Origin of the sequence: Nocardia sp. NBC_00416, assembly GCF_036032445.1 — a bacterium.
Taxonomy (GTDB): Bacteria; Actinomycetota; Actinomycetes; order Mycobacteriales; family Mycobacteriaceae; genus Nocardia.
Map to the genome: position 1 here is coordinate 2,495,175 of NZ_CP107932.1, position 17,178 is coordinate 2,512,352.

At 67.7% G+C, this 17,178-nt stretch carries 15 protein-coding genes; 7 read left to right on the top strand and 8 right to left on the bottom strand.

Going from position 1 to position 17,178, the window contains the following annotated elements; all coding sequences use genetic code 11:
- Positions 1-330: 330 nt before the first annotated feature.
- From OG804_RS10220 to crtI, 3 genes are all read left to right on the top strand, one after another.
- A complete protein-coding gene (locus OG804_RS10220; protein WP_328396270.1) occupies positions 331-828 on the top strand; it encodes a DUF6764 family protein in 498 nt (165 codons plus the stop codon).
- Positions 829-921: 93 nt separating this feature from the next.
- A complete protein-coding gene (locus OG804_RS10225; RefSeq protein ID WP_328396272.1) occupies positions 922-1,797 on the top strand; it encodes a MerR family transcriptional regulator in 876 nt (291 codons plus the stop codon).
- 269 nt (positions 1,798-2,066) lie between these two features.
- Positions 2,067-3,593, top strand: coding sequence for a phytoene desaturase family protein (gene crtI, locus OG804_RS10230; RefSeq protein ID WP_328398299.1), 1,527 nt, complete (start codon positions 2,067-2,069; stop codon positions 3,591-3,593).
- Between the two features lie 34 nt (positions 3,594-3,627).
- Here crtI and OG804_RS10235 read toward each other — a convergent pair whose 3' ends face one another.
- A complete protein-coding gene (locus tag OG804_RS10235; protein WP_328396274.1) occupies positions 3,628-4,290 on the bottom strand; it encodes a DUF3159 domain-containing protein in 663 nt (220 codons plus the stop codon).
- A gap of 114 nt (positions 4,291-4,404) precedes the next feature.
- A complete protein-coding gene (locus OG804_RS10240) occupies positions 4,405-5,451 on the bottom strand; it encodes a YdcF family protein (RefSeq protein ID WP_328396276.1) in 1,047 nt (348 codons plus the stop codon).
- Between the two features lie 346 nt (positions 5,452-5,797).
- Here OG804_RS10240 and OG804_RS10245 point away from each other — a divergent pair, with 346 nt between their 5' ends.
- Complete coding sequence (locus tag OG804_RS10245) at positions 5,798-6,673, top strand: SAM-dependent methyltransferase (RefSeq protein WP_328396278.1); 876 nt, start codon at positions 5,798-5,800, stop codon at positions 6,671-6,673.
- A 745-nt stretch (positions 6,674-7,418) separates the two neighbouring features.
- On the opposite strand, the gene OG804_RS10250 is transcribed toward OG804_RS10245, so the two are convergent.
- From OG804_RS10250 to couN, 5 genes are all read right to left on the bottom strand, one after another.
- Entirely contained in the window at positions 7,419-8,219 is an 801-nt protein-coding gene (locus OG804_RS10250) for an inositol monophosphatase family protein (protein WP_328396280.1), read from the bottom strand.
- Between the two features lie 160 nt (positions 8,220-8,379).
- The gene (locus OG804_RS10255; RefSeq protein WP_328396282.1) at positions 8,380-9,396 is read right to left on the bottom strand and encodes an alpha/beta hydrolase; all 1,017 of its coding nucleotides are present in this window, start codon (positions 9,394-9,396) and stop codon (positions 8,380-8,382) included.
- Positions 9,397-9,716: 320 nt separating this feature from the next.
- A complete protein-coding gene (gene couM / locus OG804_RS10260) occupies positions 9,717-10,193 on the bottom strand; it encodes a p-hydroxycinnamoyl-CoA hydratase (RefSeq protein ID WP_328396284.1) in 477 nt (158 codons plus the stop codon).
- A 33-nt stretch (positions 10,194-10,226) separates the two neighbouring features.
- The gene (gene couO / locus OG804_RS10265) at positions 10,227-11,117 is read right to left on the bottom strand and encodes a 4-hydroxyphenyl-beta-ketoacyl-CoA hydrolase (RefSeq protein WP_328396286.1); all 891 of its coding nucleotides are present in this window, start codon (positions 11,115-11,117) and stop codon (positions 10,227-10,229) included.
- Positions 11,114-12,025, bottom strand: a complete 912-nt coding sequence (gene couN / locus OG804_RS10270; RefSeq protein ID WP_328396288.1) for a 4-hydroxyphenyl-beta-hydroxyacyl-CoA dehydrogenase — start codon at positions 12,023-12,025, stop codon at positions 11,114-11,116. The genes couO and couN overlap by 4 nt, the downstream gene beginning before the upstream one ends.
- Before the next feature lie 109 nt (positions 12,026-12,134).
- Here couN and couR point away from each other — a divergent pair, with 109 nt between their 5' ends.
- Entirely contained in the window at positions 12,135-12,575 is a 441-nt protein-coding gene (gene couR, locus OG804_RS10275) for a MarR family transcriptional repressor CouR (protein ID WP_328396290.1), read from the top strand.
- Positions 12,576-12,625: 50 nt separating this feature from the next.
- Here couR and OG804_RS10280 read toward each other — a convergent pair whose 3' ends face one another.
- Entirely contained in the window at positions 12,626-14,149 is a 1,524-nt protein-coding gene (locus OG804_RS10280; RefSeq protein WP_328396292.1) for an acyl-CoA synthetase, read from the bottom strand.
- Positions 14,150-14,485: 336 nt separating this feature from the next.
- On the opposite strand from OG804_RS10280, the gene OG804_RS10285 reads away from it, so the two are divergent.
- Together OG804_RS10285 and OG804_RS10290 are read left to right on the top strand one after the other, a co-directional pair.
- Positions 14,486-15,841, top strand: a complete 1,356-nt coding sequence (locus OG804_RS10285) for an MFS transporter (protein WP_328396294.1) — start codon at positions 14,486-14,488, stop codon at positions 15,839-15,841.
- The gene (locus tag OG804_RS10290) at positions 15,838-17,079 is read left to right on the top strand and encodes a cytochrome P450 (RefSeq protein ID WP_328396296.1); all 1,242 of its coding nucleotides are present in this window, start codon (positions 15,838-15,840) and stop codon (positions 17,077-17,079) included. Before OG804_RS10285 ends, OG804_RS10290 begins: the two co-directional genes overlap by 4 nt.
- The last annotated feature ends 99 nt before the right edge of the window (positions 17,080-17,178 follow it).

A 17,178-nucleotide genomic window follows, 5' to 3' on the forward strand; every position in this document is an offset into this window, starting at 1 on the left:
CGATGCCCGAAACAGGTTGGGCTGCAGGAGGAGCGGTCCACTGCCACGGCGGTCGAACTCACGCGCGGTCGAGGGGCGAGGACGGGCCGATCCTCCGAGAAGCCGGCTGCCTGCTATCGCGCGGCATCGAGTGACTCCCGGGGGCCGGGTTCGCCGCCCGGGACGGGAGTCGCGTTCCGGACGGAAGCCCCGAGGCTCCAGTTTTCACAGATGCATCGCTTTTGCATCATTTAGGGAGTAGCGTGAAGCTCCGCAGACGGAATATTCAGCTCGGCCGCCGACCCCTCCCCGGGGAGCGACCTCGACACGATCGAGAACGAGGAGACCGTCATGTTTCGTATCCCTACCGCACGCTCGCTCGGATTGCTGGCGGGCGTGAGCGCGGCGTCACTGTGGGCCCTGGTCGGGGGGCCGACAGCAACTGCCGCGCCACCGGCTTCCTGCCCGGCTCCGGGCGCCGCGGCCGTGCAAGCCGGCGACGGTGGCGCCGCCTGCTCCGCGACGAGCAGCGCGGGCGGCGCGGCCGCAGCGTACGGGCTCGACGGCACCGCCGCGGCGGACGCCGCAGCCACGAGCCTGTCGCTGGCCGTCGCGCAGAACGGCGGCGTTGCGATATCGGATTCGCAGTTCCTGTCCGGCCCGGCCGCGATCGCGGTGGGTCCCGGCGCGCAGGCGACCGTACTGGGCGCGCGACCCGGTTTGTCGATCGGCGCGGCCGGACCCGGAGCATCGGTGGTCGTCACCGGGACATCGGCGCCCACGTGTACCGGCGGCCTCGCGTTCGCCGGAGATTTCCAGACCTTGCAAGGGTGCGTATCGATGCGTTGAGGCCCGCCTCCCGGTGCCGCGTGCGTGCACCGAGGCAGGACTCGTACCGGCCCGGCGCGGCACCCGTGATGGAGACCAGGAAAGGCGTGGAGCGTGACCGAGGGTGACGTGGGATTCGATCCGGCGATCGGCCGCACCGTCAGCGTGGTGGCCCGCACACTGAACATCCCGGTCGCGACGCTGCGCAGCTGGAACCAGCGCTACGGGCTGGGGCCCTCTCGCCACAGCCCGGGCGAGCGCAGGTACTACACGCCCAGCGATGTGGCGATGCTGCGCCGGATGGTCGATCTGGTCCACGCCGGTGTCGCACCGGTCAACGCGGCGAAGGCAGCGCACGCCGCCACAGATCCGGAACCGGCGCCCGAGGATGCGGTACCGGTGCTGGCCGCGGCCGACCGGCTCGACGCCGCGGAACTCTTGGCAGTGTTCACCGCCCATTTCGCACGTTTCGGCGTGGTGTGCACATGGAATCGGCTGTGCCGTCCCGTTTTCGCCGATATCGTGGATCGGCAAGCACACGAACTGGGCTTGATCGATGTGGAACACGTTCTGTCCTGGGCGATCACCACTGGATTGCACCGGGTGGTGCCGCCGATCCGGACCGTGCCGGGGCTCGCGCCGGTGTTGCTGGCCTGCACCGCGGGCGAAGACCACGTACTCCCCCTGGAGGCGTTGCGGGCAGCGCTCGCCGAGGCCGGCGTCCCGGCGTTGCTGCTCGGCGCCGCGGTGCCCGCCGGGGCCCTGGCCGCAGCCGTCGCCAGACAACCGAGCAGGCCCGTGGTGGTGCTGTGGTCGCAGACGCGACGGACCGCGACGTCGGCGCCGATACCGGCCGGCAGCCGGGTTCCGGCGCGATTACTGCTGGCCGGGCCCGGCTGGCCCGAATTCGTCGTGTTCCCCGGTGCGTATCGGGTCGACTCACTCGGCGATGCGCTCGGCGAGGTCGTCCGGGCAGTGCACACCCTCTGATATGCGGCACTTTCCGCTTGCATCGTTGGTGCATCGAAGAGGCGTAGGGTGGACAACAGTACTCATCGCAACCGAATCGGAGCCGAGGAGACCATGAACACGGAGAGCGTACGGCGGGATTGCTCGCAGTCGGCGAGCACCGCCAGTGCGCTCGACCTGCCCGCCCCGAACAACGGGGCACCGGACCGGCACCGACAGTTCCGCGCGCGGGCCGAGCCGGGGGTCGCGCGGAACCGATCGGCATCCGTGCCCACGAGAAGATGAGCACCATGCGCCGCGTCACGGGTTGCACCGATCATGTCGTGGTGATCGGAGCGGGCCTGGCCGGATTGTCCGCCGCGATCCACCTCGCGGGTCGCGGCAGAGCGGTCACCGTCCTGGAGCGCGAACCCGTCCCCGGCGGCCGAGCCGGCCGTGCCGATATCGCCGGCCACCGGCTCGATCTCGGACCCACGGTGCTGACCATGCCCGATCTGATCGACGAGGTGTTCGCCGCCGTCGGCGAGGACACCGACGATCGCCTACGGCTCGTTCCGGTCGATCCGGTGTACCGGGCACGCTTCGCCGACGGCCGTGTGCTCGACGTCCACACCGGAGCCGAACGCATGAGCGAGGCGATAGCCGAATTCGCCGGCACGCGTGAGGCCGCCGGCTATCTGAAACTGCGGCGCTGGCTGACCCATCTCTACGACACGGAATTCGACCGGTTCATCGCTGCCAATACCGACTCGCCCGCCGCACTGCTGTCCTTCGACACGCTGCAGTTGATCATGGCGGGCGGGTTGCGCCGCTGGGACCGGGCGGTCGCCGACCACCTGCACGATCCGGAGGTCCGCAGGCTGTTCACCTTCCAGTCCCTGTACGCCGGGGTCGCTCCCCGACGTGCGCTGGCCGCCTATGCCGTCATCGCCTATATGGACACCATCCGCGGCGTCTTCTTCCCCCTAGGCGGAATGCGCGCCCTGCCCGACGCGCTGGCCGCCGCCGCGACCGCGGCCGGTGTGCGATTCCATTACGGGACCACAGCGACCTCGACCCGGCGATCGGGATCCCGTGTCCGAGCCGTCACCACCGCCGACGGCCGGGAGATCGCCTGCGACGCACTCGTCCTCACCACCGAGCTACACCACGCCTACGAACTGCTCGCCCACCGATCACACCGCCCGTTGCCACCGACCGCGGCTCCTTCCGCGGTCGTCGTGCACCTGAGCTGCGACGCCGCTCCGCAACTCGCACACCATTCGCTGCTCTTCGGCCGGGCCTGGAACCGGACATTCGACGATATCCTCGCTCGCGGGCAACCGATGCGCGACCCGTCCCTACTCGTCAACCGCCCCACCGCCACCGACGCATCGCTGGCCCCGCCCGGACGGGACCTGGTCTCCGTGCTCGCGCCCGCACCCAATCTCGCCCGGGCCCCGATCGATTGGGACAGTCGCGCGCCTGCTTACGCCGCCGACCTCGTCGCCACGGTGAACGAGCGCCTACCCACCCCGCTGACCGGTGTGGACTTCCTGCGCGTGACCACGCCGGCCGACTGGGCTCGCGCCGGCATGCTCGCCGGCAGCCCGTTCGCTCTCGCGCACACCTTTTCCCAGACCGGCCCGCTGCGCCCGGCGAATATGATCCGCGGTCTGGACAATGTCGTCCTCGCGGGCGGCTCGACCGTGCCCGGCGTGGGCATACCGCCGGTCCTCGTCTCCGGACGCCTCGCGGCCGACCGGGTCACCGGCGCCGTGTCCTCCCGGCCCACCCCCGCGGCCGTACCGCGCGCGCAGTGGGGGCCGATCCGCTGACACTTCCGGACGAATCCCGCGAGATCCCCCGGACCTAGCCGCCGAGACGCTTGGTGGTGCGGCGGAACGCCCAGACGACGACCAGCGCGGCCAGCACTGTCATCGGCGTCCCCATCACGATCTTCGCGACGGCCAGACCGTTCGTGGAATCGGCGAGGTACAGCCACTCGTTGACGACGAACCGGGCGCCGAACACGGCCGCCGCGGCGAGGGTGGCGACATCGTGGGCGCGCAGCACGGCCGTATCGTCGCGCCAGGCGTGTTGCCCGCCGTGCGTCAGGTTCCAGATCGCGCCGGTCAGCGGCCGGCGGACCAGTACCGAGCCGAAGGTGAGGACGAATCCCGCCAGCGCCGCCCAGATCCCGATCACGAAGAAGTCCTTCGCCGACCCGGTCCACAGGACGATGCCCACGGCGACGCCGAGACCCAGTAGTCCGCCGATCGCCGCGGAGAACCGCTCGCCCCGCAGCAGCCGGAACACGGTCAGCGCCAGCCCGACCGCGATCGACACTCCGATCGTCGCGGGTAGCGGCAGGACCGCGTCGGCGGCCACGAATGCGATCACCGGAACAGTCGAGTAGACGAAACCCATCGGGCCGCCCATCTGGTCCAGCAACGTCGGCGAGGTTGCGGGCTGCTCGGCGCCGGGCACCGGCTCGCGCAAGTCCGTCTCAGTGGTTTCTGTCCGGTCGGTCATGGTTTCGGGCCCTTCCGACGGTAGTTGGTTGCACTCCTATGAAAACCTGTGCCGCTGCGGCACACTCAAGCCGAGCCCGATGTGTCCCGTTTCATGCCCGTTCGGAACCGGCGCTCACACAGCGAAATACGCATCGGCCGCGGCCGCGGTGAGCGCGACGACGGTGGCGGCGGCCACCGCGACGTGAGTGCGGCGGTAATGGGTGGTCAGGACGGCGGCGAACTCGCGCAGGAAGGCCGCGGGGAGGAAGTAGAGCGCGGTGCGGGCTCCGACGACATGGGCGTCGACACCGATTCGGCGGGTCGCCGCGGCGGCACGGAGTACATGAAAATTACTGGTGACGACTGTGATGCGCGGACCGGTGCTATCGGGGTGACGCCGGCGTAGTGCGTCCAGGCTGTTGCGCAGGTTCTCGTCGGTGTTGCGTGAGAACCGTTCGCGAACGATCGATGTGTCGGCGACACCCGCTCTGACGAGGTAGGCGGCCATTGCGTCGGCCTCACTGACGGCTTCGTCGCTGCCCTTGCCACCGGAGGTGATGACGAGCGGCATCAGGCCGATCGCTGTTTCGGCCCGATATACCTGCAGCGCCCGGTTCAGGCGGGCCGCGAGCAGTGGGGTGACCCGGTTGCGGTGGAGGCCACAGCCCAGCACGACGATGGCGTCCGCACCCGTTTCGTCCGGGAGCTTGCCGTAAACGGTGGCGTGTCCGGCGAAGGCGAGTAGATGCGCCACCAGGTACAGACCGACCAGAGTCGCCGTGGCGGCGACCAGCATCAGCCAGTGCGGCACCGCGGGGCCACGCCGTAACGCGAGCGTCGCGGCGACGGGCAGCACCAGCAGCCCGAACCCCACCAGCACCGGAGTCACGGTGGTCGGTCGCATCCCTTCGCGGCGGATGACGGTGATCCCGTTCGTGAGCAATCCGAGGCCGGCGGCGATCACCGCGACCAAGAACAACGCCCCGAGCAGCACTGCGGCCGAGACCAGTGCGGACGGCTCGGCCAGCCGTGCGATCGCAGCGCCCGCACCGGCGATGGTCAGCGCGACGGCAGCGAGCACAAAGAACCCGCTGGACAAACGGCGCGGTTCCCGGCCCATCCGGTATGCGCCGAACATCGCCGCCGCCCAGCCTGCCGCAAACAACACCACGGGATCCATTCGCGCCTCCTCCGCCACCGCCGCGGCCGGATCATCCGTGCCGCTTCTCAGGCCGAATACCCGGAATTCACCTGGGCGCACGCCACATCGGCCACAGATCCGGCCCACCGGGAAGGCCGATCTTGGTGGTGACCTCGAAGCCGAACCGTTCGCAGTCGCCAGATACCCATGCGGCTCGTCCGGATGCACGCCGGTCATGACGTCCGCCAACGCCTTGCCCGCGAGCAGCCGGCCGGGGACTCGACACCGAACACGTTACGCAACATAGCCATACATTATGTTGCCGTGTTACCGTCGAAAACGTCCTCTGACAGAGGGTGACCGCCCGGTTTGTGACGGAGGCGCGATGATGACCGAAACCGCTGTATCGATCGGTGTTCGACCGGTCGGGGTGGATACCCGTAGACCCAGTGTTCCGCGCGTCTACGATCACAGCCTGGGCGGTAAGGACAATTACGAGGTCGATCGTCGTGCGTTCGAACAGATCCGGCGGATAGCGCCCCGGCAAGGCGATGTCCATCTGATGAACCGCCGCTGGCTCGCCCGCGCTGTCCGATTGCTGGCCGAGAGCGCGGGGATCGGGCAGTTCCTGGATCTGGGCGCCGGGATGCCCACTCGCGACCCACTACATATCGTCGCGCAAGAGTGCGGGCGCCGCGCGGTGAAAGTCGTTTATGTGGACAATGACCCGCTGTGTGTTGCTCATGGCCGGGTGATGCTGGAACGCAACGAGCACACCCGTTATCTTCCGGGTGATCTCATCGACGCACAGGCCACCCTGGATCGAGCCGGCCGCTACCTCGACACCCGGCAGCCGATCGCAGTACTGTTCGGCGCGGTCCTGCATCACCTCGACGAGAACGACGACCCGGGCGGTGTCGTGTCCCGGTACGTCGACCTACTGCCCGCGGGGTCGTATGTGGCGATCACCCACTATTGCGATCCCGGCCCCGCACACCCGGAGCTGCACGATCTTGCCCGGCGGCTCCAATGCGCGCACGTCGAAACAGGGTTGGGCTCGGGCTGGTACCGAAATCCGGACCAGATCCGGACGCTCTTCGGCTCACTCGATCTGGTGGAGCCCGGACTGACCCCGCTGGACGAGTGGTGGCCGCAAGGGCCGTCCACCCGCGCCAAAGCCCCCGAAGAGCAGCTCATTGTCGGGGGCCTCGGCCGGAAGCCGGGACGCGGTCTCGTGGAGATCCTGCCGTTGCGGCGGTGAGACAACCACCGGGGTCGAACAAGGTTCTTGTCGACCACCTGCTCGCCCTCGTCGTCGGTGGCGGCCGCCAGGGCCAGCAGCCCGCCGGCCGAGAATGCCGACTCGGTCCGGGTCGAGGTGCTCGGCCACGGCCCGAGCTCGCACGACGCGGACGGCTTGCCGCACATCCGGTATCGCGGTACGGGAGTGGGTCTTGATCTCATCCAGAGCCGGGCAGCGGCGGGCCGCACCGACCGGCACGTCGTCATCGCGAACCTGCTGGTGGTGACCGGCCCCGAAGCGCAAGCGCGCGGCCGTGTAGTGCCACAACCTGCGGTTCAGGCCTTGACTGATGCCCGAACCGGAGGACACTGGAGGTATACCGGAACGACGAAGAGTATGGCGCGTTGGTTGGAGACGTCCGCTGACGGCGGCGATACTTCTCGGAGATCCGGCGAGGCCCCCGGCAAGCCAGTCGAATACCAGAGTCTCAGCGACGACTGAGGTTCAGGGTATCGATGGAGACTACCGGGGACTGTTCTGTGTGGGGCCTTCTCCCATTTTCCGCTATCCGCGCACCGGCTCTCACGGACGCCAATGCATAGCCGGTTCGGTCCCGAACAGCAGGTCCATGCTGGTCAGGAGGGTATTCACTATGGTTGCCGGGTGAATACTCCTGATGGCGCGGCGTCGGGGAAGATCCGGGGCCGTTCTCCGGCGGCACCGACCGTCTCGGCCATCGGAAGGCGGGATTACACCGTACCGATCAACAGCGCTCGTTCAGATACCCGAGCAGCTCGTCGTGTAGCAGCCCGTTGGACGCGGCCGCGCTACCGCTGAGCGGGCCCGGACTGCCGTCCAGACCGGTGAAGGCGCCACCGGCCTCGGTGACGATGACGGCGTTCGCGGCCATCTCCATCGGAGAGAGTTCCGGGTCGGCGCACATATCGACCACGCCTTCGGCGACCATCATGTAGGGCCAGAAGTCGCCGTACGCGCGCGTGCGCCACACCGTGCGTGCGAGATCCAGGAAGCCGTTCAGGCGGCCCTGCTCTTCCCAGCCGGTAAGGGAGGAGTACGCGAGCGATGCGTCCGGCAGTTTCGCGACGCGGGAGACACGCAGCCGGGAGGCCGAGGAAAGATTGCGGCCGGTGAAGGCGCCGTGGTCCTTCGCGGCCCACCAGCGGCGACCGAGCGCGGGGGCGGAGACGACGCCGACGACAGGTCGGTAACTGCCCTCCGACGCCTCCAGCAGAGATATCTGCGTGGCCCACACGGGCACGCCGCGCGCAAAGTTCTCGAGACCGTCGATGGCGTCGACCACCCAGCAGCGCGGCCCGGTGCCCTCCAGGCCCGCCCCCTCACCGAGAACCGCGTCGCGGGGGCGGGCACGCTGCAGCTGGCCCCGGATGAGTCTTTCCACCTCCGTCTCGACTTCGCTCACCAGGTCCATGTCCGGCTTCGTCTCGACCTCGAGATCGAGGGCTCTGAAACGGTCCGCGCTCGCCGCGGCGGCGGTGTCCACGAGGACATGGGCGAAGCGTAGGTCGTCGAGGTGGTCCTGCATGCCATGAAAGCTATCCGCAGCAAACGGACAGTGCCAGTGGGCCTCGCGTTCCCGGGGCTGCGTACCACCCCCGAGTACCGGGGCCGGGGCACAACGACTTTCGCCGAGATCGTCGCCGCTCGTGCGCGCGGGTGCCGTCCCTGCACAGCCGGAACCACACCTACTCGGGTATCTCCAGCCCCTCGGCGAGCAGCGGCCAGGACTTGTAGAACGCCTCGCGCCAGTAGCCCCAGGAGTGCGTCCCCGACGGTGCGTAGTCGAAGGTGGCCGGGATCCGAAGGTCGGCGAGCCGGTCCTGGAGGTTGCGGGTGCACCAACCGGTGGCGGCCTCGATGACACCGCCGACCACGAGCTGATTGGCCAGGCCGTAGGGGCCGGGCTGGGCGTAGTCGCCGTCGACGGTGTCCCACCGCCCCGGCAGTCCGTTGCCGGACGAAACGAACAACCTCGTGCCGCGCAGGGCCTCGGCGTTCACAACTGGATCGTTGGCGACCCAGGCCGGATCGTCGTCCTCGCCGTACATATTGCGGACATCACCGCCACCGTAGAGTTCGACGACCAGTTTGGTGAATTGTTTCCCCACCGGGTCCGCTATCTGCGCGCACCCGCTGTACCCGGCGACGCTCCGGTAGAAGCCGGGCGCGGCCTCGGCCATCTGCAGGACGGCGGTCGCGGTCATCGAGTTCGCGGCGATGGCATTGATCCCGTTGGCGCCCAGGGCTTCGTCTACCAGCGGGGGCAGCTCGTCGAGGAAGAAGGTGCGCCATTTGTTGCGGCCGAGTACAGGGTCATCCTGCTTCCAGTCGGTGTAGTAGGCGAACGCGCCACCGACCGGCATCACGACATTGACGTCCTTGGTGGCCAGGAAATCGCCGATATCGGTGTTCGCCCACCAAGTCGCCCGGTCGGTGCCCCCGCCCGCCCCGTTGACCAGGTAGAGCACCGGCCGGGGTTGTGAGGCGTCGTTGGGACGCTGCACCCTGACCGTGATGTTCTCGTCCATTGCCACCGAGTGGACCAGGATGGTCAGGCTGCGGCCGTCGACCCGACTGGCGACAATTCGCGACCCGTTCGGGGAGACGGGATCGGCGAGTAGCTTCTTGGTGGCGATGATCGGATCTCCGGTATCGGCAGTACCGTTCCCGGCTCCGAACGCCGTGACAGATGCGGCGAACATCGTAGCGGCGACAGCGACTCGTACAGCGCGCCTCAATCGTTGGCGTCTCACGTCAAACCCCAGGTCTCGACTCACGACAGACAGTGCGTCGGTCGGGAATGGAAATCTACCCGACCCGGCCGTCATCCCACCGATCCGAGCCGGTGGTTACCTGAGCCGCTTCCGGATGAGGGGTGATCGAATCAACCTCCGGGTCAACCGAATACGGTGCATCGGACCGTCCGAGCCGGGCCCGTGTCACGATCGGGTCAGGTTTCCCTCATCGAAGACCTGACCCGATCGTGGGCCTGCGCCCGTTCCGCCACCGACCCGCATCGCTGTCACTCGAAGAAGCGGTACACCGCTTCGAGTACCACCGCGGGACGCTCACTGTCCTCGAGTTCGATCTGTCCGGCGACCGTCACCTGCACCCCGCCCTTGGGCAGTTCCTGGACGGATTGCAGAGTCGCGTTGAGCCGGACCCGGCCCCCGGCCGGCACCGGGTTGGTGAAGCGAACCTTGTTCAGGCCGTAGTTGACGGCCATGGTCACGCTGTCGACGGTGAGGACTTCCTCCCACATGGGGATGATGAGCGACAACGTCAGGTATCCGTGGGCGATCGGCCCGCCGAACGGGCTCTCGACCCTGGCGCGTTCCGGGTCGACGTGGATCCACTGGTGATCGTCGGTGGCGTCGGCGAAGGTGTGGATCCGCTGCTGGGGGATCTCGATCCACGAACTCGTGCCCAGCGATTCACCTTCGAGTGCGGCGAGATCGGCCAGGGTGGCCACGCGAGTGGTCGTTGCGGCGGCGGTCATAGGAATTCTCCTGAGCTTTCGGTGATTGGCGGATCAGTGCCCGATGCCGAGAACGCGCAGCGCGTTCTGTTTGAAGATCAGCGGGGCGACCTCGGGTTTGATATCGAGATCGCGGAAGTCGTTCATCCAGCGGTCGACCTGGATGACGGGGAAGTCCGAGCCGAACAACACTTTGCCGCGCAGCATGGTGTTGGCGGCCTTCACCAGCTGCGGCGGGAAATACTTGGGCGACCAGCCGGACAGGTCGATGAATACGTTCGCCTTATGGGTGGCGACGGCGATCTGCGCGTCGACCCACGGCACCGCGGGGTGGGCCATGATCACCGTGAGCTCGGGGAAATCGGCGGCGACGTCGTCGAGCAGCATGGGGTCGGAGTATCGGAGCTTGATACCGTGACCGCCGGGCAGTCCGGAGCCGATGCCTGTCTGCCCGGTGTGGAACAGGGCGGGGACACCGGCCTCGGCGATCGCCTCGTAGAGCGGATAGAACTGCCGGTCGTCGGGCGCGAATCCCTGGAGGCTGGGGTGGAACTTGAAACCCCGTACACCGTACTGCTCGACCAGATTACGCACCCTTTTGACGGCGGCCCTGCCCTGCCACGGATCGACGGAACCGAACGGGATGAGCACATCGTTGTGCCGGGCGGCACCCTCGGCGATCTCCTCTACCGAGTTCGCCGCGTGCCCGGTCGCCGAACCCGCGTCGACCGTGAAGACCACCGCGGCCATATTGCGCGATCTGTAGTGTTCGGCGATCGCATCGATCGAAGGGGTGCGTTCGGCGCCGGATTTGAAGTACTTCTCCGACGCCGCCATCAACTCGTCGTCGAGTGAGCGGTGGCCGCAGCCGTCGATCTCGACGTGGGTGTGGATATCGATAGCCTCGACGGCGTCGAAGTCGATCCCGAATTCGTACCTGCTCATTTCGCTGTCAACTCCGCGGGGAATTCCTCACCGATGGACTCGATCTCGCCGGCGAATTCCCGCGCCCAGGCCGCGTCGACGTCCTCTGCGGACCAGCCGCCGTCGTGGTATTCCACCGCCGTCAGGTTCGGGTGCGACCACAGGGCCAGCCGGTCTCCACCGACGGCGAACGCCTGGCCGGTGATCTCGACTGCGGCGTCGGACGCGAGGAACGAAACGATTCCGGCGGCATCCTCGGGAGTGCCCAAGCCCACTTCGCGGCGGAGTAGCGCCGGTAGCGCACCGGTCCGCTTCATCGTCTCGATATGCGGGGCGAAGATCGGGACGGTCTCGGTCATCGCGGTGACGGCGACCGGGCATACGGCGTTGACGGTGATACCGGCCCGCCGCAATTCGAGCGCCCAGGTGCGCACCATGCCGACGATGCCGGACTTCGCGCCGGAGTAGTTGGTCTGCCCGAAATTTCCGCGCTGTCCGGCCGGCGAGCCGATGCAGATGACGCGTCCGCCCTCGCCCTGCTCACGGAATTTCAGGACGGCCTCGCGGACACAGGTGAAAGTGCCGCGCAGATGGACGTTCACCACCGCGTCGAAGTCGTCGTCGGTCATCTTCCACAGCACCTTGTCGCGCAGGATGCCCGCATTGGTCACCATGATGTCGAGGCGCCCGAACGATTCGACGGCGGCCTCGACCAGAGTCCGCGCGGTTTCGGTGCTGCCGACCGGCGCCACGACGGCGACGGCACGACCGCCCGCGGCACCGATCTCGGCGACCGCGGCCGCCGCGGTCGCCTCGTCGATGTCGTTGATCACGACTGCGGCCCCGCGGCGCGCGAGGTCCTTGGCGTAGGCCAGTCCGAGGCCCTGACCACTGCCGGTGACGACGGCGGCTTTGTTACTGAGGTCCATGTCGTGGTGCTCCTAAGATCGTTCTCGCTGATCACACGTAATCATTAATCATTGATATTGTCAACGGTTGATACCTGCTATCCTAGCGATACTCATCGAAAGGGTTCGCATGGCACAGTCGCAGGCATTGTCGGACGACATCGGGTTCCTGCTCTCACGCGTCGGCGGAATGGTGCTGAGCGCGGTCAACAAGGCACTCGTTCCCACCGGTCTCCGCGTGCGCTCTTATTCGGTTCTGGTCCTGGCCTGCGAGCAGGCCGAGGGCGTCAACCAGCGCCGAGTGGCCGCGACCCTCGGTTTGGACCCGAGCCAGATCGTGGGCTTGGTCGACGAACTCGAGGAACGCGAACTCGTTCTACGCACCCAGGATCCCTCGGATCGCCGCAACAAATTGATCGCCGCCACCGAGAAGGGGCGTCGGCTCCGCGACGAGGCCGTGGTGCGGGTCGAAGCAGCTCACGGCCGCTATTTCGAGGGCATTCCGGAGTCGGTGATGAACGATATGCGCAAGACCCTGCAGAAGATCACGTTCCCCGCGGCCACGGACTGACGGCACCCCCGGTGGGATCCGGCGCAGTCCCGGCGGGACTGCGCCGGACTTCACCGCACGTACAACTCGCGCAGGCGATCTTTTCTGATCTTGCCGGTCGCGTTCCGCGGAATCTCGTCCAGAACGAGAAGCGACTTCGGAATCTTGTACTTCGCGAGCCGCGCCACCAGGAATTCGAACAACTCGTTTTCGGTCACCGCCGCGTCGTCGGCGAGCGTCACCGCAGCCCGGCCCACCTCACCCCATTTCTCGTCGGGCACTCCGAAAACGGCACATCCGACAATTCCGGGGAAATCGAGAATCGCGGCTTCCACCTCCGCGGGCGAAATATTCTCCCCGCCCGAGATGATCATGTCCTTGAGCCGGTCGACAATGGTGATGAATCCGTCCTCGTCGCGAATTCCGACATCACCGGAGCGGAACCATTCGTCCTCGGTGAATGCGGCTTCGGTTTCACCGGGGCGATTCCAATACTGTTTCATGACATTCGGACCCGCGATCTGGATCTCCCCGCGCTCGCCGGGACACGCCTCGCCGCCGTCGGGCAGCACGATGCGCACATCGGTGAAGAAGTGCGGCACCCCCGCCGTGCCGAGCTTGCGCTCGGCGTCGTTCGGGTTGAGGATCAGCGCACCGGGGCCGGTCTCGGTGAGACCGTAGCCCTGGCACAACTTGACTCCGCGCGCGGTGTAGGCGTGCAACGTCCGGGGCGGCACGGGCGCGGCCGCGACAACCCACCGCCGGATCGATCCGAGGTCCGTCTGCGCCCACTCGGGGTGGCCGCTCATCGCATCGAGCATGGTCGGCACCCCGAAGGAGAAGGTGACGCGCTCCTGGGCGATCAGTCGCAGGACGCGGCCGGCGTCGAAACCCTCCTCGATCAGGACCGTGCCGCCCTTCAGCAGTGTCGGCAGGGCGATGAAATCCAGCGCGGCGGTGTGGAACAGCGGGGCCGCCACCAGCGCGACCTCGTCGCTGAGCAGATCGAGATCGACAACGGGATTCATGACCGCGAAAACCAGGTTGCCGTGCGTGAGCACGACCCCCTTCGGCCGGCCGGTGGTACCGGAGGTGTACATGATGAAGCACGGGTCCTCATGGGTGACCCGGATATCGAGTCGGTCGGCGGCGGCACCCGCGATGAGCTCCTCGTAGCCGGCGGCACCGGGGTCGGGCGTGCCGTCGAGGACGATGCGCTGCGTCGACCGGCCTCGCGCGGTCGCGTCGACGGCGACGCTCCCCAGGGCCGCGGAATGAATCAGCACCGCGGCACCGGAGTCGTCCAGAGCGTAGGACAGTTCGGCGGCGGTCAACCGCGCGTTGAGAGGTACGAATATCGCGCCCAACAGGCCCGACGCGAACAGCGCCTCCAGGTACGCCGGGTGGTTCGCGCTCAACAACGCGACGCGATCCCCCCGCCCGACACCCCGTTCGCGCAGTGCGTTCGCCAGCCGGGTCACCCGATCGTCGAGCTGCCGATAAGTCAGGCTCGCACCGCGAAACTTCAGCGCCACCGCCTCCGGCGCCTGACGTCCGCGCCGGAGGACCCACGAACCCGTGCCTTGATTGAGCATGTGCGGGGATCTCCTCTATCCGATCCGAGTGCGTTCACCGGTCCACCGAAGGGCCCGGGCTGTGGCTGCACCCCCCTGTTGCCCAGGTCACAGCAAAGCATCATTTATTGAAGATGTCAACGGTTGACGTTGAAATCTATCTACCCGCCCTCGATACGCCCGTGACGCCATTCCGAGGTCCGGCATTCCGGAATCCGCCGCACGCAGGGCCCGGGGCGCAAATAGACAATACGCTCTTGTCCTCTAGGACTTGTACATGTAGCTTTTTCTCATCCCGATCCGTCGACGCACCGACGGCCATCGGCTTTCTCAACGTGTCTCGATGTGGAGGCAGTGGTGTCCATTCCGCTCCCGCGTACTACCGATCGCCACGAACAGCGCTCCCCCGGCGTGCGAACCATGCTCGCCGGACCGATGGGAGCCTGCCTGGCCAACTACGATTTCGGAATCTTCGGAACCATGTCGGCGCTGGTGATCAACAAATTGTTCTTTCCCTCGCTCAGCCCGACGGCCGGGACCCTCGCCGCATTCACCGCATTCGCCGTCGGGTTTCTCTCGAAGCCGCTGGGCGGATTGTTGTTCGGCCGAATCGGTGACCGCTTCGGCCGCCGCACAGTCGTGGTCTCCGCGCTGCTGCTGATGGGCGCGGCGACGATCGGAATCGGCATCCTGCCCACCTACGCGACCATCGGCGTAGCCGCGCCGATCCTGCTCACCGTGCTACGCCTGACCCAGGGTCTCGCCGTCGGCGGCGAATGGGGCGGGGCCGCGTCCCTGGCCGTCGAGCACGCACCGCGGGACCGCCGCGGATTCTGGGGTGGCCTGGTCGGCATCGGCGGCCCGATCGGATCGATCCTGGGCGCGCTCACTGTGCTGCCACTGACCGCGGCCCTTTCCGAATCGGATTTCCTGTCCTGGGGCTGGCGGATCCCGTTCCTGCTGAGTGCGTTGCTGGTCGCCGCGGGCCTGTGGATCAGACTCGGCGTCGACGAATCACCCGTCTTCCGCGACGAGGTCGCCGGCCGCGCCCGGTCCGAACACGATCTGCTGCGCGTACTCACCACCAACGGCAAGTCGATGGCGCTCGTATTCTTCCTGGCCGGCGCCACGGTCACCGGGATCTACCTGCTCAACACCTATACGCTGTCCTACGCGGTGAACAATGTCGGCCTGAACCGCTCCACCATGCTCGGCTTCATGACGACCGCGCAGATCGTCGCCGTATTCGCCGGGCTGGGTCTGCTGACCCGGATCGACCGGATCGGACTGGCCAGGCTCTACCAGATCAGCGCGGTGGCGCTGGCGGTGATGGCGTGGGTGCTGTTCGCCGCACTGGACAGTGGCAACTCGGTCGTCGTGGTCATCGCCCTGTCACTGGGCCAGATCGCGGTGAACGGCATGGTGGTCACCACGGTGCCGATGTATGTATTGCTCTTCCGGCCCGCCGACCGGGTCACCGGCGCCGGATTCAGTTTCAAGACCAGCGACGCCGTCCTCGGCGGCACCACACCGCTCATCGCGGGTCTGCTGGTGAAGTCGGCAGGCGGGGCGTCCTGGGTCGTCGCCGCCTACGTCACGCTGCTGGTCCTCGCCGCACTCACCGCCTGCGCGTTCGGCAGACGGCTGCTGCGCGACGCCACGACACCCGAACCCGATACTGCGGCCGCCACTCCTGAAGAGGTGCAAGCATGACAACCTCCGATTCACTCGACGACGCGACGACGAGTCACCCCGCGACCGCCGCGGAGCGACCGGACGATTTCGACCCGGGCCGCACCGACGACCCCGATGAGATACACGCCCTCTACAAGAATCTCCGGTCCCGCTGCCCCGTCGCGCACACCAGCGCACACGGCGGATTCTGGGCACTGACCCGGTATGCCGACGTCGCGGCCGCGGCCGCGGACTCGCGCCGGTTCATCTCCTCGGTCCGGGCCGTCGTGCCCAGCGATCCGCGCGGCCTGCGCAGACCGCCCCTGAATTTCGATGCGCCGGATCACACGCCCTATCGCCGCGCCCTGGACCGCACCCTGCAACGGCGCCGGCTCGAACGACTCGAGCCGGCAGTCCGCGAACACGCCCGTCGCGAAATAGGCCGCATGCTCGGCGCCGGGGGCGGTGACCTCGCCGCCGAATTCGGCACCTTGCTGCCGGCGTGGGCGACGAGCGAGTGGTTGAATCTCGCGCCCGATATCGCACCCGTACTGGCCGAGACATCGGCGGCGTGGGTGGCCGCATGGCGGACCGCCGACCGCCGGACCGTGAACACCATGAGCGAGCGAATGTACGACATCGCACGCGAACTGGTCGCCGATCGCGGCCGGCGGCCACTCGAACCCGAGCAGGATCCCGCCAGTTCCCTGCTCGCGGAACGCCTCGACGGCGAGCCGCTGGATCCCGAGCAGATCGTCGCGGCGCTGCGCCAGAGCCTGGTCGTCGGCATGGTCGCGCCGCCGATCATCCTGGGCGCGGTCTGCCATCATCTCTCGGATCACCGGAACCTGCAGGACGCGTTGCGCGCGCATCCCGAGGACATACCCGCCGCCGTAGAGGAATTCGTCCGTCTCTACACCCCCTATCGCGGTTTCGCGCGGACCGTGCGCGAGGAGCTGGTGATACACGACCGCACGATCCGCCCGGAGGAACCGGTCACACTGGTGTACGCCTCGGCGAACCGCGATCCGGAGGTGTTCCCCGACCCGGACGAATTCCGCCTGAACCGGCCGAACATCCACCAGCACCTCGGATTCGGGCGCGGCCGCCACCAGTGCGCCGGGATGCCCCTGGCGCGGATGATCCTGCGGGTGGGGCTGCAGGAGCTGCTCGCCGCCACCGCGGACATCGTGACCCAGCGCGTACCGGGCGGGGCCGCCATGCCGGAGCTCGGCCCCACCTCGGTTCCCGCGCGGTTGGTAGCCCGCTCCGGGTGAGCCGACCGTCGACGCCGGGGCGGGCTCCGCACCCCGCTCGCCCCGGCACCGGCAGGCGACGTCGATCGGCCGCGCGCCGGGACAACGGAACCCACCGGG